Source organism: uncultured Maricaulis sp. (assembly GCF_963976135.1).
Taxonomy (GTDB): Bacteria; Pseudomonadota; Alphaproteobacteria; order Caulobacterales; family Maricaulaceae; genus Maricaulis.
This window is the reverse complement of record NZ_CAXBKN010000007.1, coordinates 1-19,706: the sequence shown is the minus strand read 5'-3', so window position 1 is coordinate 19,706 and position 19,706 is coordinate 1. Positions and strand designations below refer to the sequence as shown.

The following is a 19,706-nucleotide window of genomic DNA, read 5'->3' as shown; positions in this document are numbered from 1 at the left end:
TCAGACGCGCACAAACGCAGGGAGGTAGAAATGGAAGCCTTGTCTTATGAAATCCAGATGGCCCTGGTCTCATTCTGCGCTGCGACGCTGATCGGCGGTCCGGTCGCGCTGATCGGCGCCGGCCGCGTGCTGGGACTGGCGCGCGCGACGTTCGGTTTTGCACTGCGCCGTCAGCTCACCACCACGCTGGGCCTGTCAGCGCTCGGTTGTCTGGGTGCGGTTGGTGCCGGCATGGTGCCGGCTCCGGAGATGGTTTCCATGGCCTGGTTGACCGGCCTCTTCCACTAGGGTGCCGCCCGCCGCTAGACAACCGGGCCGGAATCGCCATTGGGGCTGTGCAGGAAATCGAACCCGATCGAGCGGCCGCCATATTCGCCATTCTCATACAGATCGGCCTGTTGCACGAACCAGGCGGTCAGATGGCCGTACAGCAGATCGAATAATTGCTTCAATTGTTCGGGCGAGGCCGGGAGCGTCAGCGAGAACTGACCACCATTCTGGATCGTTATCTCCATTTCCGGGCCCATCTTGGCGCAGCTCAGCACCAGGCGCAGCCAGTCGCCGGTCCGCGAAACCCGCACCGCGAGGCCGAAACTGATCGGGTCCAGGGGCAGGAAACCGGTCCCGGAGACCGAAAACGCACCGCTCTGATAGGGTTGCGGCGACCATGCGCCCTCGGGCGGCACGAGATAGACACAGACCTTCTCTCCGCCCGACAGATAGCGGCAAAAGCCCGCCTGGACATTCTCGGCCACATTGCGGACCTGGGCATAATTATCCAGGCTGGCACGGCCATATCGCTCGGCGGCGTCGGCCAGGATGTCAAAGGGTTTCGGTTCGGTCATTTCGCTCTCCCGCAATCAGTACAGGCAGGCTAGTGTGTTGCGGCGAAAAACGGGAGAGGCGAATGCGGTACTCAATCTGGGCTCTGGCGATTTCAGCCGGCTTGGCGGCCTGTGCGGCGCCCGATGCCCCCGGCACCCATGTCTGGCATACGCTTTCGGGTGAGCCGCCACTGGTGATCGCGCATCGCGGCGCCAATGGCGAACTGCCCGAACACACGATCGAGGCCTACACGCTGGCCATCGAGCAGGGCGCCGACATTATCGAGCCCGATCTCGTCCTGACCTCCGACGGCGTGTTTGTCGTGCGCCATGACCGCTATCTCGCTGACAGTACCGATATCGCCGATCACCCGGAATTTGCCGATCGCCGCCGGGTGGAGGGCGGACGCGATGACTGGTGGGTGGATGATTTTACGCTGGCCGAGATCCGCACCCTGCGGGCGCGCCAGGTCCGCCCCGGCCGTCCGACGGAGTTTGACGGGCTCTATTTGATCCCGACCTTCGAGGAGGTGCTCGATCTGGCCGCCGCCCATGGCGTCGCCACCGAACCCGAGGTCAAATCACCCTCGCAATTCATCGCGGCCGGGCTCGACCCGCTGCCGGAACTGGTGCGAATTCTGCGCTTGCGCGGGCTCGACACGGCCGACGCACCCATCGCGATCCAGTGTTTCGAGCCGGATTTCCTGGCGCGGCTGAATGGCGAGATCGATACGCCGCTGCTGATGCTGGTCTTCCAGATGCAGGAATTGGAGCCGGACCTTGATCCGCTGATCCCGACTGTAGCGCTGGAGGACATGATCGCCTTCGCCGACGGCGTCGGACCCTATAAGGCCCTGCTGGTCGACAGTGAGGGAATGGATACCGGCTTCATCGCCCGCGCACACGCGCTGGGTCTGCCGGTCCATCCATGGACCTTCCGCGATGATGATCCGGTCGGTGACGGGGCTGATATCGAGACCGAGCTGCGCCGGATCTATGATCTGGGCGCCGATGCGGTGTTTACCGATTTCCCGGCGACCGCCGTGCGGGTGCGCGATGCGATGGCCGCCGAATAGAGCAGACAGTGCCTTGGAATCCGGAATGCAGATATGAAAATGGCGCGGGAGCCAGGCTCCCGCGCCACAGAATCTTGCGATCCTTTTTTTCAGACCTTAGTCAGCGAACTGGAGGTTCACTGCCTTAGGGCCTTTGCCGCGGCGATCCGGCTCGGTGTCGAAAGCGACTTTTTGACCATCGCTGAGACCCGGCAGACCTGACGCTTGAACGGCAGAGATGTGCACGAAGACGTCATTGCCGCCTTCATCAGGAGTAATAAAACCAAAGCCTTTGCTTTGATTGAAGAATTTGACCGTACCTGTGGCCATGATGGGGAACCTTCCCTGTATGCATGCTCCGCGTCCGGGCACAATCCATATTGTACACACCAGCGTCCCGGTGTGGGTGTTACGGACGTGAAGTCGGGGAAGGCTGAAGTCGAATGGTCCGATGAACGAGGCACCGGATAGGCGATCAGTATTCCGTCCGGCCTATGTGGCCGCCCGTTAGAAGGGGTTATACGCACACGTCCACCCATAAATCAAATGAATCCGGTGTGGCGCTCAGTGGCGCCTGCGTCATAATCAATTTTCTGAGGTGCCCCATGACGACAAATGACCGCAACCAATACCTGATGTCCGGCGTCGCGCTGGCGATATCGGCGATCGCAATGGTCTTTACCTTCCTGCAGTTACGTGCCGCCGACCGGCAATTGCAGGCCGATGTCTGGCCCTATGTTGATATCTCGATCACCCTGCAGGCGGATGTTTTCGACCTTCAATTGTCGAACAAGGGACTCGGCCCGGCTCTGATCCATGAATTCCGCCTGGTCCAGGACGGGGTGGAAGTCACGCATCCGCTTGGGCTGGTCCACCTCGCCGGACGCCCAAATACCGGACTCGCCATGCAGGTCGGCTCGGTTCCCGACTCAGTGCTCGCTGTCGGCGAGGATTTGACGGCCTTTCGCATCACCGGCGAGGGGCTGGGTCTCACCATGCGGGACACAATCGCCGGACTCGATATTGAAATCTGCTATTGCTCCATCAATGGCGCCTGCTGGAATAACTACGCCAATAACGGCTTTCGCGACCGCACACCCAGCTGCCGGACCCAAAGCATCGATCTCGACGAGGCCCTGCGCATGATCACGCCGCAAACCAGTGAGCCCGCAAGCAGCGGGACCGAAAACAGCGTGCCCGAGCATGGCGAGACCGAACATGGCGAGACTGGCGAATGACACGCCGCCGCTTCCTCGATCGCACCCACAGAAATCGCACCCGCCGCGACCAGACCGGCCAGGGCTTCAACCCCGCAGGCATGATACGTCTGGCGGGCTTCGGCGCCGCGCTCGTCATTGCCGGCGGTGTCTATGTCGGCTTCGTCCGCCAGGGCGACACGATTTATGATGGCCGGTGGGGCGTGCTGCAGCGGCTGATCACGCCACTCTTCTTCGGTGTCAATGCGCTGGAATTGCTGGTTTTGGCGATCGTCGGCCTGGTCGCCTGGCGCATCTGGCGCCGGATGCAATAGCGCAGGCCGGGGCCTGACGCGCAAAAAGCCTGATTCAAGCCTAGCCACACACGGGTCCCGGGTCTACATGCCTGCAGATCGGCATGGATCAATCTGGGCACGAAAAAGGACGACATCATGGGTGTACGGGTAGCGGTATTCGGTGCGACGGGCGCGGTCGGCAAGGAAATGCTGACCATTCTGGAAGAGCGACTGTTTCCGGCTGACGCCATTCATGTCCTCGCCAGCCGCAAATCCATGGGCAAGGAAGTCTCCTATGGCGACCGGACCCTGAAATGCGTCAATGTCGATACGTTCGATTTCTCTACCGTCGATCTGGTCCTGATGTCGGCCGGCGGCGATGTGTCGAAGGAATGGACACCGAAAATCACCAAGGCCGGCGCCATCGTCGTCGATAATTCCTCGGCCTGGCGGATGGACCCGGACGTGCCGCTGGTGGTTCCCGAAGTGAATCCCGAAGCGCTCGACGGCGTGACGAAGAAGCGCATCGTCGCCAATCCGAACTGTTCCACCATCCAGCTGATGGTCGCCCTCAAGCCGCTGCATGACCGCGCCAAAATCCTGAAGGTCAATTGCGCCACCTATCAGTCCGTCTCCGGCGCCGGCCAGGCCGGCATGGACGAGCTGTGGACCCAGACCAAGGGCATTTTCGTCAATGACCATGCCGATCCGGTCGCCTTCACCAAGCAGATCGCCTTCAATGTCATCCCGCATATCGACGTCTTCATGGAGGATGGCTCCACCAAGGAAGAGTGGAAAATGGTGATGGAGACCAAGAAGATCCTGGATCCCAAGATCAAGCTCTTCGCGACCTGCGCCCGCGTGCCGGTCTTCGTCGGCCATTCCATCGCCGCGCATATCGAGCTGGAAAATCCGCTCAGCGCCAAGGAAGCCCGCGCCCTGCTGCGCGAGAGCCCGGGCCTGATGGTGATCGACAAGCATGAGGACGGCGGCTACATGACGCCGGTCGAATCCGTCGGTGAATTCGCCACTTTCGTCAGCCGCATCCGCGAGGACCCGACCGTCGAGAACGGTCTCGCCCTGTGGATCGTCGCCGACAATCTGCGCAAGGGCGCCGCGCTCAATGCCGTGCAGATCGCCGAAGGCCTGAATAATCGCGGATTGCTGAAGCGCAGCTAGGGGCGGGGCCGACCTGCCCGTTTCTGCATCGCTGCCAATCGCAAGAAACGGCTCGCCATCGGCGGCGCAGCTGCCTATCTGCGTGGCCTGACCCTGCAGAAGGCCGCCGCCATGACCGAGCCCACACAGACTGAAATGCGCCGCGCCCTGTTTGCAGGCCTGGCCGGCTATCTGATCTGGGGTGTCTCGCCGCTATATTTCCAGCTCGTCGGCTTTGCCGATGCGCTGGAAATCGTTGCGCACCGTGTGGTCTGGTCACTGCCGATGCTGTTCGCGGCGCTGTGGTTTGCCGGCAAGCTGCGCACCGCCTTCAAGGCCATGTCCGAGCCGCGCGTCGTGCTGATCCTGCTGGCGACCTCGGTGCTGATCTCGATCAACTGGCTGGTCTTCGTTCATGCGGTCAATCACGGTCAGGTGCTGCAGGCCTCGCTGGGCTATTACATCAATCCGCTGATGAGCGTCGCCGTCGGTGTGGTCGTGCTGCGCGAACCGCTGGGGCCCTGGCGGATCGCCGCCATCGTCCTCGCGACTCTCGGCGTGCTCAACCAGATCATTGCCGTCGGCGAAGTGCCCTGGATCTCGCTGACCCTGGCGCTGTCCTTCACCGGCTATGGTTATCTGCGCAAGATCGTCACCGTCGACGGGCGCATCGGCCTGTTCTGGGAAACCGCTTTCATCACGCCCTTTGCGCTCGGCGCGATCATCTGGATGCAGTCGCAGGGGACGGGACATTTCCTGCAGGGTCCCGCCGAGGCGGGCCTGTTGATCCTGGCCGGGCTGATCACCATCGTGCCGCTGCTGCTCTATATTATCGGTGCGCGTGGGCTGCGGCTCTCGACCATGGGCCTGCTGCAATTTACCGCGCCGAGCCTGCAATTCGCCATCGGTGTGATGCGCGGCGAGCCTTTCACGGCGGCGCACCTGATCACCTTCGGCTTCATCTGGGCCGGGGTTGCGACCTTTGCCTGGAGCCAGTTGCGGCGCGAGCGGGCGGCGGTGGCGACAAGCGACTAGGGCTTCGCTAGTCTGAGGTCAAACAGGAGCTTTCATGAGCGATTTTCCCGCACCGACCCGCATCAAGACCAATGGTATCGAGCTTTCCGTGCATCTGGCCGGCCCGGAAGACGGGCAGCCGCTGCTGCTGCTCCATGGCTGGCCAGAGCTGGCTTATTCCTGGAAAAACCAGATCCCGGTCCTCGCCAGGGCCGGCTACCGGGTGATCGCGCCGGATCTGCGCGGTTTTGGCGGTTCGGACTGCCCTGAGGGCGCCGGGAAATATGATGTCGACACGCTGATGGCCGACTTCGCTGGCCTGCTCGATGCGCTCGGACACGACACAGCGGTTTTCGTCGGCCATGACTGGGGCGGTATTCTCGTCTGGCACGCGGCCATGCTGATCCCCGAGCGGGTCGCCGGCGTGATCGGCGTCAACACACCGCATTTGCCGCGCGGGGCTGAAGCGCCAACGCATTATTTCCGCGAGATCGGCGGTGAGGATCACTATATCCTGCGCTTCCAGGAGCCGGGCTATGCGGAGAGCCGGTTCGAGGGCCGCGAGGATGACTTCTTCGCCTTTATCTTCGGCAAGCCGCCGACGGCGGAACAGTTCGAGGCGCTCTATCCGGAGATCACCCATATCCCGCGCCTGTTTGAACAATTCAGCGGCCGTGACGAAGACCGCATTGTGGTCGGTCCCGAGGACCGCAAGGTCTATGCCGATGCCTATCGCAAGACCGGCTTTGGCCCAGGGATGAATCTCTACCGCAATTTCGACGCCAACTGGCAGCGCATGGGCGGGGTGGATCACCGCCTGGCAATGCCGTGCAAGCTGGTGGCCGCCGAGTGCGACTTCATGCTGCCACCCAAGCTGGCGGCCTGGATGCCGGCCCTGTGCAAGGATGTCGATATCGACATTCTCGAGGGCTGCGGTCACTGGACGATGTGGGAACAGCCCGACATGCTCAACGCCCATCTGCTGGAATGGCTGACACGGCGCTTCCCGGCCTGATCGTGGATTGCGCGGCACGCCTGCAAGTTGTCTAATCATATTTGACGTTAAAAGGGTGTACACCGTGTCCGGCTATCGCATTGAAATCAGGCCGCAGCAGCATTGCGGTATTGTCTGGCTGAACGGTCCGAACGCGATCGAAAGCCTGATGCAGAGCACGGCTGATGTCGCCGCGCATCCGGACTGGTCGGCCGATTTCGATATTATCGTCGCCATCGGCACCGATTCCGATCTCAATGATGTCACGCTCGATAAACTGGTGAGCTATCAAAAATTCATTTCGGAATGGAGCGCGCAGCACCGCAATCTACCCCCCAGCCAGGCCGCGATCGTGTGTGCGGATGAGCTCAAACGGGTGATCGTCGAGCTCTGGCTCGCGGTGAACCGGATGGCAACCGGCGTTGAAGACGGGATATTCCTGCGCGTGGACGATGCCATCGCCGCGCTCGCGCGTACCGGCGATGGCAAAGGCAACAAGAGGTTGCCTTAAGCAATCAATCATTGGAAAATGCCACTCATGGCCCAAAAAACCTGTGATATTATCGTCGATCCTGCCAAGCGGCTGGCCACACTCGACATCTTTGGCGCCGCCACCATTCCCTGTCTTATCGAGGCCTTTGGCGAACTCAGTGATCACGCGGACTGGGATCCGGATTTCGATATCATGATCCTGATCGGCGATGGCCCCGGCCTGGAGACCTTCACGCTGGAAGCCATGGAGAAATTGCAGGCTTTCATGCGGCCATGGAACGAGACCAATCGAACCGGGGCGCGGCCCCGTACAGCCTTTGTCTGCGCTGACGATCTCAAACGGGTCATTGCGGAGCTCTGGGCGGCAATGAATGGTCCGGATCACTGGCCGATCGATATCCGCGTCTTTGTGACCCGCCGGCAGGCGTCAGGCTGGCTGACGCAAGAAGCACTATAGACAGCCGTACAAGGCCTCGATCAGGCGCGTCGGGCGTGGATCCCCGGCAAGATGATGCTGCTGCCGGTTCATGACATAGGCGGCGCTCAGCCCGCGTACCGGATCGGCCATGGCGCAGGACCCACCCCAGCCGGAATGGCCGATCGCCGCCGGCTCGGGACCGTAGAAGGCCGTGTGGGTATTGCGCATCACACCAGCGCCCCAGGACAGATCGAAGGGCAGAACCTTGTCCGGTCCCGATACGCGCTCGCGGGTCAGGGCTTCCAGCGTCTCACCGGAAATGAAACGCTTGCCTTCCAGCCTGCCGCCATCGGCATAGACACTCATCAGCCGCACCAGGGCGCGCGCATTGGAATGCGCATTGGCCGCGGGGAATTCATGCATGCGCCATTGCGAAGCGCCGCGGCGGCCCGGGGAGGACCAGGGCTTGAGAAAGGCCAGTTCGCGGGCCGGCGTGACGATGCCCAGATCGGGCAATTGCCGCGGCATGGCGTGTTCAGCAACACGGTGATGTTCGTTTTCCGGCAGGCCAATATGGAAGTCGATATGGCCCGGCCCGCAGATATCCTCGCGCAGGATGGCGCCGATCGAGCGGCCGTCGGTGCGCCGCGCCAGCGCGTCGACGATGAAGCCGAAGGTCACCGGGTGATAGCCCGAACCGGTGCCAAGATCCCAGAGCGGGGTCTGGCGGGCGAGCCGGGTCTCGATCAGCGTGGCATTGAACCAGTCGGCGGCATCCATTTCCTCGGACAGGCCCGACAGGCCCGCCTGGTGTGACAGGGCCTGGGCGACGGTTATTGAGGATTTGCCGCTGGCGGCGAATTCCGGCCAGAAATCGGCAACTGGCGCGTCGTAATCAAGCAGGCCGCGATCGACCAGGCGCGCAATCACCAGCGCTGCAATGGCCTTGCCGGTTGAATAGACGGGCACCAGCGTATCGGCCTGCCAGGCGCGCGTTTTCTTGCGGTCGGCCCAACCGGCATGGATATCGACCACCAGCTCACCGCCCAGGCGGACGGCAAAACCCGCGCCAAGCTCGTCCTGGTCAGTCCAATTGGCCAGGAAGGCCTCGGCGACCGGTTCGAAACCGGGGGCGATATGGCCCGTTATCTCTGGAAATATGTCGGTCATGATGGTTCTCGGGCTAACGTGTTCCGGGTCTGGCAAGCAAGCGGCCTGCCCCTATAGGGGCTGCGCCTGGAGGGTGATCAGCGGCTTTTGCAACACACTCGCCGCCGCCACCACCGGCAATTCCAGGCTATTCCACTCATTGGCCCGCATCACCACACTGACCGTGGCGGCGGTCGCGAATTCCAGCGCATCGCGGACACTGGCGCCACGAAGCCTTGACGCCGTGAAGACAGCGGTCAGCAGATCCCCCGTGCCCTTCGGGGCGTTCGGGCTTCGGTCATGAGTCACGATCCAGGCCTCCCGGGAATCGACATAGATCACGCCGATCTGGCCGCGCCGCGGCAGGGAGGACACCAGAACCGGCCGTTCCAGCGCCCGCGCCGCCCGGACCATGGAGGCCAGGTCGGTCAGGCTGCGACCGGTCAGATAGCCCAGTTCAAACAGATTGGGGGTCACCAGATCGGCGCGGCTGACGAGCTGGTCCCTGATCCCGGCGGCGATAGCCGGGTCGACATAAAGCCCGCCGGGCGCATCGCCGAGCACCGGATCGACCACGATCGATACGCGATCCGCAAAGGCGCGCGCGCCCTCATGTTCGCGACCGGCGCGCCGCACACGGTCAATCGTGTCAGCGGCGATGGACACCTGGCCAGCTTCGCCGAAATAGCCTGTCAGCACGATGTCGGTGAGCGAGAACAGGCCCTGCTCGCCGATGGCGCCGATCATCGAGCTGAATACATTATTCCCGGTAATGCCGCCGCCGGGCGGGCCCCAGCCGGGATGGCGGCCATAATTCACGGTCGGCACCAGCATGGTGTCGATCCCGGTCAGATTGAACACCGCCCGCGACATGCTGCCACCGACCATGGAGGCGGCAACATGGCTGGAAAGAAGGAGGGCCATCGGCATGGCTCCATGCTATATCGCTTTCCCAGACATTCGAAAGTCCGAGATGAAGCGCCTGATCCGATCCGCCCTGTTTGTTCCCGCCAATAACGCACGTGCGATCGAAAAGGCGGCGAATCTCGGCGCCGACATGCTGGTGCTCGACCTGGAGGATGCCGTCGGCCCGGACGACAAGGATGCCGCGCGCGAGATCGTCGCCGGGGCGCTCTCGCTGTGGCAATCATCCGGGGCGTTGCGGGCCGTGCGGGTCAATGGCGCCAACACCGCCTGGGGCGCGGCCGATCTGCGCGCGGCAAGCCAGGCCGAGGCCGTCATCCTGCCCAAGGTCGAACAGGTCGGCGATCTGCATGCGGCGCGCTCGACGCTCAATGCCCATGGCTCGTCCGTGCCGCTCTGGGCGATGATCGAGACCCCGCGCGGCGTGCTCCATGCCGCCGCCATTGCCGGCGCGACCGGCACCGGCCTTGGCGGGCTGATGGCCGGGGTCAATGATCTGGCGCGGGCATTGCGCTGCGCTCCCGATCAGGACCGCATGGCCCTGCTGCCGCACCTGGCCCAGATACTGTGCGCGGCCCGCGCCAGTGGCCTCTACGCGCTCGACGGCGTCTATAATCAGTTTCGCGACCAGGACGGCTTTTTGCGTGAAGCACGGCAAGGCCGCGCGCTCGGCTTCGACGGCAAGACGCTGATCCACCCCGGCCAGATCGAGCCGGCGCATCAATGCTTCCAGCCCAGCCCGGCTGAACTGGAACGGGCGGCCCAGATCGTCGCCGCCTTCACCGACCCGGCCCATGCCGGCAAGGGTGTGATCAATCTCGATGGCGATATGGTCGAGCGCCTCCACCTGGAAGCGGCGCGGGCGCTGTTATCGGCCGGCAGCGGCAACGACCCCTGAGATTGCGGCAAACCTAACCAAAAGCAGGTTTGGACTTTTACAAATGAGGCCGGAAAGGCTTTCATTGGCGGAACTGAGGAAATTTACATGACCGATTCGACTATCATCTGGCACAATCCGCGGTGCTCTAAATCCCGTCAGACCCTGGCATTGCTGGAAGCCCGCGGCGGCACGCTGACAATCCGCAATTACATGGAAGACAAGCCATCCGTGGCAGAACTGAAAGACGTGATGAAAAAGCTCGGCTTCACATCGGCGCATGAATGGCTGCGCAAGAATGAGCCCGATTATCGCGATCTCAGCCTGAAGGCGAGCGAGGACGAGGCCGCCATCATCAAGGCCATGTCGACCCATCCCAAACTGATCGAGCGCCCGGTCGTGATCCACGGAAAACGCGCCATGATCGGCCGCCCGCCAGAACAGGTTCTGGAGCTCTTCTAGGCAATCCTGCGGCGCCGGCCTGCCGGGGCAGGCACGGGCGACCCCCGATAAGCCGGCCGCCCGATAATTTATGCATTGCCCTGACGGGCAGGTCTGGCCAGTACACGCTCTCCGCAAATCAAAAGTGTCCGGAGAGATCATGCGTATTGCCGTCGTCGATGACGATCCGATTGAATTGATGCTGCTTCGCGAGCTTTCGACAAGCTTTGACGATTCGCTCGAATTCGAGGGCCATACCTCTGTGCGCGGCTTTATTGAATCGAAACCGGAACAATATGATCTGGTGTTTCTGGACCGCCGTATTCCGCCCCATGACGAGTATCGCGAGACCCTGCCCATGCTGGCTTCGGCCGGGTATGAGGGACGTGTTGTGCTCATGACGGCGCATGATACGGGCGTCAAGAACAGCGATTACCGTTTCGAGCTTGTCGGCCCGGTGAACAAGATCGACCTGCTTGAGCCGGAGACGCTGAAAGCCTTGATACACAAAGCCTGAGCCGGGCCACCCGGGACTGGCCGGCCTATTCGGGGGTGATCAGCAGGCCGCGAATGACCTCGCCCAGCTGACGCGCCTCCTCGGCCCGCGCTGAGCCCCGGCGCCAGGCAATGCCGATCTCGCGCCCGATGACAGGCGGGTCGAAGGGCCGGACCGTCAGATCCAGCTGGTCCACCAGACCGGCCTCGACGGCCATGCGTGGCAAGAGCGTGGCTCCCAGCCCGGCCTTCACCATCTGGACCAGCGTATGCAGGCTGGTCGCAGCAAAGTCGGAGCGCACCACGCCGGCCGAACAGGCCGCCAATGCATGATCACGCAGGCAATGCCCGTCCTCGAGGAGGAGCAGGGGCTCACCGGCCAGATCGGACGAGGTCAGCGTTGGCTGCTGCGCCAGCGGATGGGTGGATTCACAACAGAACAGGAATTCATCGGCCCCGAGGACATGCGTTTCGATCATCGGCGCCTCGAAGGGTAGAGCGACCAGCGCGGCATCGAGGCGGCGTTCGAGCAGCGCATCGTAGAGGCGCTGGGTCAGGTCCTCTCGCAGATAGAGTTTGAGCTTGGGAAATTGATCCCGCACCGTTGGCAGGACGCGGGGCAGGAGGAAGGGGGCGATGGTCGGGATGACCCCGAGCCGGAGCGGTCCGCACAGGGGCTCGCCCGCAGCCTGGGCCGCGATCACCAGATCCTCTGCCTCGGTCATGACCCGCCGGGCCCGGGCAAGGGCGGCTTCGCCCGCCGGGGTCAATGTGGCGCCGCGCGCACCGCGCTCGACCAGGATGACCCCCAGGATTGCCTCGAGCTCCTTGATCGCCGCACTCAGCGTCGGCTGGGTGACAAAGACGGCGTCAGCGGCGCGGGAGAAACTGCCATGTTCGGCGAGAGCCAGCAGGAATTGAAGTTGGCGCAGGGTGGGGAGCTGGGACATGTATTGAAAATACCTATGGACCTGCAAAAGATAATCCATTGGCCTTATATTAGCGTCAAGGGCAATGGGGCGTGGCTATCTGACGCCGGCGCTTTTGACCGGCCGTTTCAATTGGAGATTTACATGTTGGGCATTGGCGAAAAACTCGCAGATTTCGAAATCACTGGCGTGAAGCCCGGTTTCAACGCGCATGAAGAAAATGGCGAGTCGGCCTTTGAGAACATCACCCAGGAAAGCTTTGCCGGCAAATGGAAGGTGATCTTCTTCTACCCCAAGGATTTCACCTTCGTCTGCCCGACCGAGATCGTCGCCTTCGCCAAGCTCAATGGCGATTTCGAGGATCGCGACGCCGTGCTGATGGGCGGTTCGTCCGACAATGAATTCTGCAAGCTGGCCTGGCGCCGCGAGCACCCGGACCTCGACAAGCTTCCGATGTGGCAGTTTGCCGACACGACCGGCTCGCTGATCGATTCGCTCGGCATCCGCTCGGACGCCGGCGTCGCCTATCGCGCCACCTTCGTGGTCGATCCGGACAATGTCATCCAGCATGTCTATGTCACCAATCTCAATGTTGGCCGTAATCCGGAAGACACGCTGCGTGTCCTCGACGCGCTGCAGACCGACGAGCTGTGCCCGTGCAACCGTCCTGTCGGCGGCGACACGCTTTAATCTGACACTCAGGCTGCGCTTTTCCCCCCGGAGCGCCGCCTGTGAAACCCCGGTCCCGTCACACCGAGCGGCGGGACCGGGGTTTTTTCAGACCTCGACTTTGCAATTAAGACTTATTCGCTTTGGAGATCATGATGAGCCTCGAAGACCTCAAGAACGCCCTGCCTGACTATGCCAAGGATCTGAAACTCAACCTCTCCTCCCTGGCACGCGAGAGTGATCTCGACGATCAGAAGAAGTGGGGCAGCTTTCTCGCCACCGCCTATGCCGTCGGTGAACCGACCGTGCTGCGCGCCATACGCGCCGAGTTCGAAGGCCAGATGGACCCGGCCGCAGCCACCGCCGCCAAGGCAGCCGCTGCGATCATGGCCATGAATAATGTCTATTACCGCTTCATCCACCTGTCCAAGAACAAGGAATACGGCACCTTGCCCGCCCGCCTGCGGATGAATTTGCTCGCCAATCCCGGCGTCGACAAGGCCGATTTCGAATTATGGTCGCTGGCGGTTTCAGCCGTGAATGGCTGCGGCCTCTGCATCGACAGCCATGAAGCGGAGTTGCGCAAACACGGCCTGACGAGCGTTCAGATCCAGGCCGCCGTCCGCATCGCTGCCGTGGTTAATGCCGCGGCCCAGGTCTTGGCTGCAGAAAACGCCGTTTAGGCATTTTTAACACCTTCGCCACATTTCGATATGCTGTAGAAAACTCACGAAAACCCCACTCTTTAGTACGTTTTTCGTGAGTTTTCCACAGGCCTTGCAATTCCGTATAAGCTCCGTATAATGAGCTTATGTCCATGATTGATCATACCCTCGACCATCTGCCCAAGCGCACCAATCCCGAGAGCCATGCGCTCCGGGGCGGTCGGACATGGTTTTCCAATCGGACGATTTCCCGAGCGCGGCATTTTGCCGACCTGTCCTGGACCTGGCTTCTCGTACGGCTGGCCATATCAGTGGCGCTTGTGGCGAGCGGGCAATTGCTGCTGAGCGGCGATCTGGCAGGCGTGGCCAATCTGCTTGGTGGCGTCGGGCTGGTCTATTCGGCCCACCGCATCCTGTCGAAACTGACGCTCGGCTTCGAACGCAACTGACCGGCGATTGACCGCCCCCGGCGGCGTGCCGCGCATCCCGGCCAAAGCCTCCCCTTCTACCTCAGACAATTGACCGATCCGTCACAGGCACTAGTGTGCGATCAGGGACATTCCGGCGACGCCTGATGGCGCGCCTCGGGGAGGGTATTTCATGGGCTGGTGGTTCGGGATCAAACTCTGGCAGCGCGTTCTGCTCGCTCTCGTCGCGGGCGTTGCCTTCGGGCTGACAATGTCACAGCTGATGGGGCAGGAGGCCGCAACACAGTGGATCTCCACATGGATTCACCCCGTCGGCACCGCCTTCATCCGTCTGATCCAGATGCTGATCGTGCCGCTCATCTTCACCACGCTGGTCTCTGGTGTGGTTGCGATGGGCAAGCCCTCCAAACTTGGCACACTGGGGCTGAAAACGATCGGCCTCTATCTCGTCACCACCATGTTCGCCAATATTATCGGGCTGACCTTCGGCACGATCTTCCAGCCCGGCCGCGGCGCGAATCTCGGCGATGTTGTCCCCGTGCCAGTTTCAACCGACGCGCCATCGATTATTGACCGCCTGCTGGAAATCATTCCGACCAACCCGATCGCGGCGCTCGCGGACGGCAATGTCCTGGCGATCATTTTCTTCTCCATCTTCGTCGGTGTCGCCATTCTGGCGACCGGCAAAGCGGGCAAGCCGGTTGGTGACCTGTTCAATTCCGCGTCCGAAGTCGTGTTGAAAATCACCCATTATGTGATGGAGGTCGCGCCTTACGGCGTTTTCGCCCTCGTCTCCTACACCGCCGCCAGCCAGGGCCTGGAATCACTGCAATCCGTGCTGATCCTGATTGTCGCGGTCTATCTCGGCCTGATCACCCACGCGCTCATCACCTATGGCGTCCTGATCCGGTTTATTCTCAATCTTCCACTGGCCCGCTTCTTCCGCGGCCTGACCGATCCGATCGCCGTCGCCTTCTCGACCGCATCATCCTCGGCAACCCTTCCGGTCACAATCGCTGCGGCGGAAGACAATCTGGGGATCAGGAAGTCAGTCGCCGGGTCTGTCCTGCCACTCGGCGCCACCATCAATATGGATGGCACGGCGCTCTATCTCGGCATTCTGGCGCTGTTTACCGCCCAGGCCTTCGGCTATGACCTGACCTTCATGAATTACGTGATGATCGCGATCACCGCCGCCGTCGTCTCGATTGGCGCCGCCGGCATTCCCTCGGCCTCGCTCTTCCTGCTCGCCATCGTCCTGCAGACCTTCGACGTCTCGCCGGAGCATATCGCCATCATCGTCGGCTTCATCCTGCCGGCTGACCGCATCATGGACATGGCCCGCACGGCCGTGAACGTGACCGGCGATGCGGCCGTCGCAACCGCCGTGGCCAAATGGGAGGGCGAACTCGACGAGGATGTGTTCCGGGCGCCGGCCAAGGTCTGATCGGCACGGGGAAATCGCGATGACTGCCCGCTAACGCCCGAGGCCGGTCTCCAGCCGGGGAATTTTTTCGCATCCCGGTGATCCGCCCTGAACCCGGCAGCGTACCCTCCCTGCGTCCCAAGGCAGGAGAAGTCGTTTGCCCTCAATCTCGCGCCTCCTCCTGCTTGTCCCAACGCTGGTTCTGACCGCCCTGATCATCTGGGCGGTCAGGGCTGGGGATTTCGGCGCCGCCGGTGACTGGCTGACTGGCCAGCCCTGGGGCATCGTCACCCTCTCCGACCTGTATTTCGGCTTTGCGCTGAGCGCGCTGGTGATCGGTGCAACAGAACGGCGCTGGCTGCCGGCCCTGTTCTGGATCCTGCCGGTTTTCGTGCTCGGCAATGTCTGGACCGGCCTGTGGTTTGTCTGGCGCTGGCCGGAATTGCTCGGAAGGCTGCGTCCAGCCCCTGCCGATGCGGGCGAACAGGCCCGCTCGGGCTGACCCGCCCGGAACCACCAGACGTGCGGCGTGTCCAGGATCACGCCCCGATCGGGCCAATCGGCCTATGAAGTCGCCCCCGAGCACGTCAACAAATACGGCGAAAGGTCCAATTTGAACCTTTTTGGGGACAAAGTTTCAGCCAATTTGGGGCCATTATCATTCATTAACGGACTCAGGTTCGAATTCCATCAGCCGATATGTCGTGGGGACCGGTATGAGCAGGACAGCAAGACACAGCGGATCATTGATCAAGTCGGCCATGCTGTGGCTGACCGTCGCCGTGATGCTGGCCTCGGTCTATGGCGCCGTTCTCGCTGCCGCACCGGATCCGCGCCCGCGTAACCTGTTCGCGGATACTCAGCCGGCCCCGATGATCACCGCGAGCAATGAGTTTGCCGGCGAGAATGCCGACCGCTAGGGCAGTAGAGCCCGGTCTTTCCCTCACACAGCTTGACTCTGCGCCCGCCCGCGCGTAAACGCCGCCACTTATCACGCAAGCCTTACCGCTTGTCTTACCTGCACATCCGCCCCGGCTTTCGGGATACGGGGGAGGCAGGCGAGATCCCCGCCCGGCGAAGTTTTCGCTCAGCGGGGTCGCGATGCTTTGCGCTTCTTGCGCGGAAATATTGGAAACAGGCAGGACAACGAACATATGTTCGACACACTGACAGACAGGCTTGGCGGTATATTCGACACCCTCACCGGGCGCGGCGCGCTGTCGGAGAAGGATGTCGATGCGGCCCTGCGCGAAATTCGCGTGGCCCTGCTGGAAGCCGATGTCGCCCTGCCGGTCGTCAAATCCGTCACCAAACAGATCCGCGAACGTGCGATCGGCGAGGATGTCATCCGTGCCGTCGCGCCCGGCCAGCAAGTCATCAAGATCGTCCATGACGCACTCGTCGACCTGCTCGGCGGCGATGGCGCTCCGGAAGGCCTCTATCTCGAGGGCGAGCCGCCAATCGCCATTCTTATGGCCGGTCTCCAGGGCTCGGGTAAAACCACCACGGCAGCCAAGCTCGCCAAGCGCATCACCGAGAGCCACAAGAAAAAAGTCCTGCTCGCCTCGCTCGATACGCGCCGCCCGGCCGCGATGGAGCAATTGCAGCAGCTCGCAAACCAGATCAATGTCGCCTTCCTGCCGATCGTGCCGGGCCAGAAAGCCGTCGACATCGCCAAGCGCGCCATGAGCGCCGGCCGGCTGCAGGGCTTCGACGTCGTCATCCTCGACACCGCCGGCCGCACTTCGATCGATGAGGAGATGATGGGCGAGGCGAAAGCCATTGCCGATATCACCCATCCGCATGAAACCCTGCTGGTCGCCGATGCGCTGACCGGCCAGGACGCCGTCAACACGGCCGCCAAATTCCACGAACGCCTGCCGCTGACCGGCCTGGTGCTGACCCGGATGGACGGTGATGGGCGCGGCGGTGCAGCGCTGTCGATGCGCCATGTCACCGGCCTGCCGATCAAATTCCTCGGCGTGTCCGAAAAGCCCGACGGGCTCGACGCCTTTGATGCCCGCCGCGTCGCCGGCCGCATTCTCGGCCGCGGCGATATCGTCTCGCTGGTCGAGAAGGCCAGCCAGGATATCGACCAGGCGCAAGCCGAACGCATGGCCAAGAAAATGGCCAAGGGCAAGTTCGACCTCGATGATCTGCGCGAACAATTCAGCCAGCTCAAGAAAATGGGCGGGCTCGGCTCAATCATGGGCATGCTGCCGGGCATGAACAAGGCCGCCAAGGCCCAGGCCGCGGCCTCGGGCATGGATGACAAGATGCTGACCCGTCAGGAAGCCATCATCCTGTCGATGACCAAGCAGGAACGCGCCAAGCCTGAGATTCTCAAGGCCAGCCGCAAGAAGCGCATCGCCGCCGGCTCCGGTGTCGATGTCGCCGACGTCAACAAGCTGATCAAGATGCACCGGCAAATGGCCGACATGATGAAGAAGGCCTCCAGGGGTGGCCGCGGCGGTCTCGCCGGCATGATGGGCGGTATGGGCGGCGGCAACATGCCCAAGGGCATGGGCGGCCCGATGGGCGGCCAGCAGCCCTCGCTCGGCCAGATCCCGAAAGATTTCCCGGGTCTTGGATCGTCCAAACCCGCTTCACCATCCGGCCTGCCCGGTCTGGGCGGTGCCCCGCTCGGACCTGATGGTCTGCCAATCGGCTTGCCGAAGAAATAGCCCCAAGTTTTTCACCAGACATGAACCCGAAGGACCCGAATAATGTCTCTTAAAATCCGACTGACCCGTGGTGGTACCAAGAAGCGCCCTTATTACCGTATCGTCGTTGCCGACGCCCGCGCCCCGCGCGATGGCCGTTTCATCGAAAAGATCGGCTCCTATAACCCGATGCTGCCGAAAGACGCCCAGCGCGTCGTGCTCGACCTGGAAAAGGCCAAGGCCTGGATCGCCAAGGGCGCCCAGCCAACCGATCGCGTCGGCCGTTTCATCCATGACGCTGATGCCAGCGCCTGGGCCTGGACAGCCGGCTCCAACCCGAAAAAGGGTGAGCCAGGCCAGAAAGCCAAGGAATTGGCCACTGAAAAGGCCGAGAAGGAAGAAGCTCGCAAGACTGCGATCGCTGAAGCCAAGGCTGCCAAGGAAGCACCGGCTGCTGAAGAGGCACCGGCCGAAGAAGCGCCTGCTGCTGAAGCTGAAGCCGAAGCGCCAGCTGAAGAATAGTCCGGACAGGCTTCGCCTTTTCGTACGACAGACCGTCCTTCCCGTCCCCGCCCGGCCCTGTGCCGGTCGGGGATCCGGGTGGCGGCGTGAAAGACCCGTATCATGACCGCCAAACCCGCCGCCGATCTCGTTTTCGTTGCCGCCATCGCGGCGGCCCATGGCGTGCGCGGCGAATGCAAGGTCAAGAGTTTCACCGGCGATCCGGAAGCCGCCTTCAGCTATGGCCCCTTCCTCGATGCCGCCGGCAAGGAAATCCTGCGCGCCAAACGCTGGCGTCCGGTCAAGGATGGCTGGGTCGTCGCCTTCGAGCAGGAATTGAGCCGCGAAGACGCTCAGGCGCTGCGCGGCACGCAGCTTTTCGTCCCGCGCTCCGCCCTGCCCGAGCTGGACGATGAGGAATACTACCATTCCGACCTGATCGGCCTGACGGTCCAGGGCCTCGACGGCTCACCCATGGGCAAGCTCAAGGCCGTGCATGATTTCGGTTCCGGCGATCTGCTGGAAATCACCGCCACGCCCGGCCGCAATGGCGACTGGTTCCTCCCCTTCACCCGCGATTTCGTCCCCCATATCTCGCTGAAAGACGGTCTGATCACGATCGATCCGCCGGAAGATGTCGGTTCGAAGGAAGAGGAAGCGGGCGGGGAAGCGTCAATCTCTCAATAAATATATACATTTGTCATCCCTGACGGATGCCCCGCGACTGCGGGGCGTAGATCAGGGACCCAGAACCGCCAAGGTGAGTTCATCTTGGTCCGGCTGGCCGAACGTCTCTACTCACCACAAACTAACGACCGGACGTCGGGCGTCTGGGTCCCGGATCTGCGCCCGGATCGCTGCCGCGTCCGGGCATCCGTCCGGGATGACAAAAATTGGATTGTTCGGAGTTGTGGGAGCTGTGTTTGTGAGCACTTATCCCCCACCGTCGACAATCATCCCACGTCATCCCGGCGAAGGCCGGGACCTCGACATAGCAGGCGCGGAGCCCGGTCGATCGAGGTCCTGACTTGCGTCAGGATGACGAATTTTGAGTGATGTTATCCCCGCCCCCCAAACCTGCGCGCATAATCA

The 19,706-nt window shown here is 62.3% G+C and carries 26 protein-coding genes; 21 read left to right on the top strand and 5 right to left on the bottom strand.

Features of this window, described 5'->3' with window-relative positions; all coding sequences use genetic code 11:
• Positions 1-30: 30 nt before the first annotated feature.
• Positions 31-288: a hypothetical protein gene (locus AAC023_RS01775; RefSeq protein WP_339737497.1), complete on the top strand. Its 258-nt coding sequence runs from the start codon at positions 31-33 to the stop codon at positions 286-288.
• A gap of 14 nt (positions 289-302) precedes the next feature.
• On the opposite strand, the gene AAC023_RS01770 is transcribed toward AAC023_RS01775, so the two are convergent.
• Positions 303-845 carry a hypothetical protein gene (locus AAC023_RS01770; protein WP_339737495.1) on the bottom strand — a complete coding sequence of 181 codons (543 nt, stop codon included), beginning with the start codon at positions 843-845 and terminating at the stop codon, positions 303-305.
• A gap of 62 nt (positions 846-907) precedes the next feature.
• Between AAC023_RS01770 and AAC023_RS01765 the strand changes: the two genes are divergently transcribed.
• Entirely contained in the window at positions 908-1,900 is a 993-nt protein-coding gene (locus AAC023_RS01765) for a glycerophosphodiester phosphodiesterase family protein (protein ID WP_339737493.1), read from the top strand.
• Between the two features lie 96 nt (positions 1,901-1,996).
• Here the strand turns inward: AAC023_RS01765 and AAC023_RS01760 are convergent, their stop codons facing one another.
• Positions 1,997-2,209 (bottom strand): cold-shock protein, encoded by a 213-nt coding sequence (locus tag AAC023_RS01760; protein WP_176780173.1) that lies wholly within the window; start codon positions 2,207-2,209, stop codon positions 1,997-1,999.
• Between the two features lie 275 nt (positions 2,210-2,484).
• Here AAC023_RS01760 and AAC023_RS01755 point away from each other — a divergent pair, with 275 nt between their 5' ends.
• The 7 genes from AAC023_RS01755 to AAC023_RS01725 all read left to right on the top strand — a co-directional run bounded on the left by AAC023_RS01755 (position 2,485) and on the right by AAC023_RS01725 (position 7,486).
• On the top strand, positions 2,485-3,117 hold the full coding sequence (locus tag AAC023_RS01755) for a hypothetical protein (protein ID WP_339737489.1): 633 nt from the start codon (positions 2,485-2,487) through the stop codon (positions 3,115-3,117).
• The gene (locus AAC023_RS01750; protein ID WP_339737487.1) at positions 3,114-3,410 is read left to right on the top strand and encodes a hypothetical protein; all 297 of its coding nucleotides are present in this window, start codon (positions 3,114-3,116) and stop codon (positions 3,408-3,410) included. The genes AAC023_RS01755 and AAC023_RS01750 overlap by 4 nt, the downstream gene beginning before the upstream one ends.
• 117 nt (positions 3,411-3,527) lie before the next feature.
• A complete protein-coding gene (locus AAC023_RS01745) occupies positions 3,528-4,550 on the top strand; it encodes an aspartate-semialdehyde dehydrogenase (RefSeq protein ID WP_339737485.1) in 1,023 nt (340 codons plus the stop codon).
• Between the two features lie 111 nt (positions 4,551-4,661).
• Complete coding sequence (gene rarD, locus AAC023_RS01740; RefSeq protein WP_339737483.1) at positions 4,662-5,564, top strand: EamA family transporter RarD; 903 nt, start codon at positions 4,662-4,664, stop codon at positions 5,562-5,564.
• Between the two features lie 34 nt (positions 5,565-5,598).
• The gene (locus tag AAC023_RS01735; protein ID WP_339737481.1) at positions 5,599-6,558 is read left to right on the top strand and encodes an alpha/beta hydrolase; all 960 of its coding nucleotides are present in this window, start codon (positions 5,599-5,601) and stop codon (positions 6,556-6,558) included.
• Positions 6,559-6,565: 7 nt separating this feature from the next.
• Positions 6,566-7,048: a hypothetical protein gene (locus AAC023_RS01730; RefSeq protein WP_339737479.1), complete on the top strand. Its 483-nt coding sequence runs from the start codon at positions 6,566-6,568 to the stop codon at positions 7,046-7,048.
• A gap of 27 nt (positions 7,049-7,075) precedes the next feature.
• Positions 7,076-7,486: a hypothetical protein gene (locus tag AAC023_RS01725; RefSeq protein ID WP_339737477.1), complete on the top strand. Its 411-nt coding sequence runs from the start codon at positions 7,076-7,078 to the stop codon at positions 7,484-7,486.
• Here AAC023_RS01725 and AAC023_RS01720 read toward each other — a convergent pair.
• Both AAC023_RS01720 and AAC023_RS01715 read right to left on the bottom strand, forming a co-directional pair.
• Positions 7,481-8,617, bottom strand: coding sequence for a serine hydrolase domain-containing protein (locus AAC023_RS01720; protein ID WP_339737475.1), 1,137 nt, complete (start codon positions 8,615-8,617; stop codon positions 7,481-7,483). The genes AAC023_RS01725 and AAC023_RS01720 overlap by 6 nt on opposite strands.
• Before the next feature lie 51 nt (positions 8,618-8,668).
• Positions 8,669-9,520, bottom strand: a complete 852-nt coding sequence (locus tag AAC023_RS01715; RefSeq protein WP_339737473.1) for a PfkB family carbohydrate kinase — start codon at positions 9,518-9,520, stop codon at positions 8,669-8,671.
• Between the two features lie 49 nt (positions 9,521-9,569).
• On the opposite strand from AAC023_RS01715, the gene AAC023_RS01710 reads away from it, so the two are divergent.
• From AAC023_RS01710 to AAC023_RS01700, 3 genes are all read left to right on the top strand, one after another.
• A complete protein-coding gene (locus tag AAC023_RS01710; RefSeq protein WP_339737471.1) occupies positions 9,570-10,418 on the top strand; it encodes a CoA ester lyase in 849 nt (282 codons plus the stop codon).
• Between the two features lie 87 nt (positions 10,419-10,505).
• Positions 10,506-10,859 carry an arsenate reductase (glutaredoxin) gene (gene arsC / locus AAC023_RS01705; protein WP_339737469.1) on the top strand — a complete coding sequence of 118 codons (354 nt, stop codon included), beginning with the start codon at positions 10,506-10,508 and terminating at the stop codon, positions 10,857-10,859.
• Positions 10,860-10,998: 139 nt separating this feature from the next.
• Positions 10,999-11,355 (top strand): hypothetical protein, encoded by a 357-nt coding sequence (locus tag AAC023_RS01700; RefSeq protein ID WP_339737467.1) that lies wholly within the window; start codon positions 10,999-11,001, stop codon positions 11,353-11,355.
• Positions 11,356-11,380: 25 nt separating this feature from the next.
• Here the strand turns inward: AAC023_RS01700 and AAC023_RS01695 are convergent, their stop codons facing one another.
• Positions 11,381-12,283, bottom strand: coding sequence for a hydrogen peroxide-inducible genes activator (locus AAC023_RS01695; RefSeq protein ID WP_339737465.1), 903 nt, complete (start codon positions 12,281-12,283; stop codon positions 11,381-11,383).
• A 123-nt stretch (positions 12,284-12,406) separates the two neighbouring features.
• Between AAC023_RS01695 and AAC023_RS01690 the strand changes: the two genes are divergently transcribed.
• The 9 genes from AAC023_RS01690 to rimM all read left to right on the top strand — a co-directional run bounded on the left by AAC023_RS01690 (position 12,407) and on the right by rimM (position 19,301).
• Positions 12,407-12,952 carry a peroxiredoxin gene (locus AAC023_RS01690; protein WP_339737463.1) on the top strand — a complete coding sequence of 182 codons (546 nt, stop codon included), beginning with the start codon at positions 12,407-12,409 and terminating at the stop codon, positions 12,950-12,952.
• Positions 12,953-13,083: 131 nt separating this feature from the next.
• On the top strand, positions 13,084-13,614 hold the full coding sequence (locus AAC023_RS01685; protein WP_339737461.1) for a carboxymuconolactone decarboxylase family protein: 531 nt from the start codon (positions 13,084-13,086) through the stop codon (positions 13,612-13,614).
• A gap of 134 nt (positions 13,615-13,748) precedes the next feature.
• Positions 13,749-14,045, top strand: a complete 297-nt coding sequence (locus AAC023_RS01680; protein WP_339737459.1) for a hypothetical protein — start codon at positions 13,749-13,751, stop codon at positions 14,043-14,045.
• A gap of 151 nt (positions 14,046-14,196) precedes the next feature.
• Entirely contained in the window at positions 14,197-15,471 is a 1,275-nt protein-coding gene (locus AAC023_RS01675) for a dicarboxylate/amino acid:cation symporter (protein ID WP_339737457.1), read from the top strand.
• Between the two features lie 136 nt (positions 15,472-15,607).
• The gene (locus tag AAC023_RS01670; protein ID WP_339737455.1) at positions 15,608-15,952 is read left to right on the top strand and encodes a hypothetical protein; all 345 of its coding nucleotides are present in this window, start codon (positions 15,608-15,610) and stop codon (positions 15,950-15,952) included.
• A gap of 214 nt (positions 15,953-16,166) precedes the next feature.
• The gene (locus tag AAC023_RS01665) at positions 16,167-16,370 is read left to right on the top strand and encodes a hypothetical protein (RefSeq protein ID WP_339737453.1); all 204 of its coding nucleotides are present in this window, start codon (positions 16,167-16,169) and stop codon (positions 16,368-16,370) included.
• 234 nt (positions 16,371-16,604) lie between these two features.
• The gene (gene ffh, locus AAC023_RS01660) at positions 16,605-18,134 is read left to right on the top strand and encodes a signal recognition particle protein (protein WP_339737451.1); all 1,530 of its coding nucleotides are present in this window, start codon (positions 16,605-16,607) and stop codon (positions 18,132-18,134) included.
• Between the two features lie 42 nt (positions 18,135-18,176).
• Positions 18,177-18,635: a 30S ribosomal protein S16 gene (gene rpsP / locus AAC023_RS01655; RefSeq protein ID WP_339737449.1), complete on the top strand. Its 459-nt coding sequence runs from the start codon at positions 18,177-18,179 to the stop codon at positions 18,633-18,635.
• Positions 18,636-18,737: 102 nt separating this feature from the next.
• The gene (rimM, locus tag AAC023_RS01650; protein ID WP_339737447.1) at positions 18,738-19,301 is read left to right on the top strand and encodes a ribosome maturation factor RimM; all 564 of its coding nucleotides are present in this window, start codon (positions 18,738-18,740) and stop codon (positions 19,299-19,301) included.
• The last annotated feature ends 405 nt before the right edge of the window (positions 19,302-19,706 follow it).

Bases quoted from the DNA above. Each gene is read 5' to 3' on its own strand.
- AAC023_RS01775 (WP_339737497.1), top strand. From the start codon at position 31: ATGGAAGCCTTGTCTTATGAAATCCAGATGGCCCTGGTCTCATTCTGC.
- AAC023_RS01770 (WP_339737495.1), bottom strand. From the start codon at position 845: ATGACCGAACCGAAACCCTTTGACATCCTGGCCGACGCCGCCGAGCGA.
- AAC023_RS01765 (WP_339737493.1), top strand. From the start codon at position 908: ATGCGGTACTCAATCTGGGCTCTGGCGATTTCAGCCGGCTTGGCGGCC.
- AAC023_RS01760 (WP_176780173.1), bottom strand. From the start codon at position 2,209: ATGGCCACAGGTACGGTCAAATTCTTCAATCAAAGCAAAGGCTTTGGT.
- AAC023_RS01755 (WP_339737489.1), top strand. From the start codon at position 2,485: ATGACGACAAATGACCGCAACCAATACCTGATGTCCGGCGTCGCGCTG.
- AAC023_RS01750 (WP_339737487.1), top strand. From the start codon at position 3,114: ATGACACGCCGCCGCTTCCTCGATCGCACCCACAGAAATCGCACCCGC.
- AAC023_RS01745 (WP_339737485.1), top strand. From the start codon at position 3,528: ATGGGTGTACGGGTAGCGGTATTCGGTGCGACGGGCGCGGTCGGCAAG.
- rarD (WP_339737483.1), top strand. From the start codon at position 4,662: ATGACCGAGCCCACACAGACTGAAATGCGCCGCGCCCTGTTTGCAGGC.
- AAC023_RS01735 (WP_339737481.1), top strand. From the start codon at position 5,599: ATGAGCGATTTTCCCGCACCGACCCGCATCAAGACCAATGGTATCGAG.
- AAC023_RS01725 (WP_339737477.1), top strand. From the start codon at position 7,076: ATGGCCCAAAAAACCTGTGATATTATCGTCGATCCTGCCAAGCGGCTG.
- AAC023_RS01720 (WP_339737475.1), bottom strand. From the start codon at position 8,617: ATGACCGACATATTTCCAGAGATAACGGGCCATATCGCCCCCGGTTTC.
- AAC023_RS01715 (WP_339737473.1), bottom strand. From the start codon at position 9,520: ATGGCCCTCCTTCTTTCCAGCCATGTTGCCGCCTCCATGGTCGGTGGC.
- AAC023_RS01710 (WP_339737471.1), top strand. From the start codon at position 9,570: ATGAAGCGCCTGATCCGATCCGCCCTGTTTGTTCCCGCCAATAACGCA.
- arsC (WP_339737469.1), top strand. From the start codon at position 10,506: ATGACCGATTCGACTATCATCTGGCACAATCCGCGGTGCTCTAAATCC.
- AAC023_RS01700 (WP_339737467.1), top strand. From the start codon at position 10,999: ATGCGTATTGCCGTCGTCGATGACGATCCGATTGAATTGATGCTGCTT.
- AAC023_RS01695 (WP_339737465.1), bottom strand. From the start codon at position 12,283: ATGTCCCAGCTCCCCACCCTGCGCCAACTTCAATTCCTGCTGGCTCTC.
- AAC023_RS01690 (WP_339737463.1), top strand. From the start codon at position 12,407: ATGTTGGGCATTGGCGAAAAACTCGCAGATTTCGAAATCACTGGCGTG.
- AAC023_RS01685 (WP_339737461.1), top strand. From the start codon at position 13,084: ATGATGAGCCTCGAAGACCTCAAGAACGCCCTGCCTGACTATGCCAAG.
- AAC023_RS01680 (WP_339737459.1), top strand. From the start codon at position 13,749: ATGATTGATCATACCCTCGACCATCTGCCCAAGCGCACCAATCCCGAG.
- AAC023_RS01675 (WP_339737457.1), top strand. From the start codon at position 14,197: ATGGGCTGGTGGTTCGGGATCAAACTCTGGCAGCGCGTTCTGCTCGCT.
- AAC023_RS01665 (WP_339737453.1), top strand. From the start codon at position 16,167: ATGAGCAGGACAGCAAGACACAGCGGATCATTGATCAAGTCGGCCATG.
- ffh (WP_339737451.1), top strand. From the start codon at position 16,605: ATGTTCGACACACTGACAGACAGGCTTGGCGGTATATTCGACACCCTC.
- rpsP (WP_339737449.1), top strand. From the start codon at position 18,177: ATGTCTCTTAAAATCCGACTGACCCGTGGTGGTACCAAGAAGCGCCCT.
- rimM (WP_339737447.1), top strand. From the start codon at position 18,738: ATGACCGCCAAACCCGCCGCCGATCTCGTTTTCGTTGCCGCCATCGCG.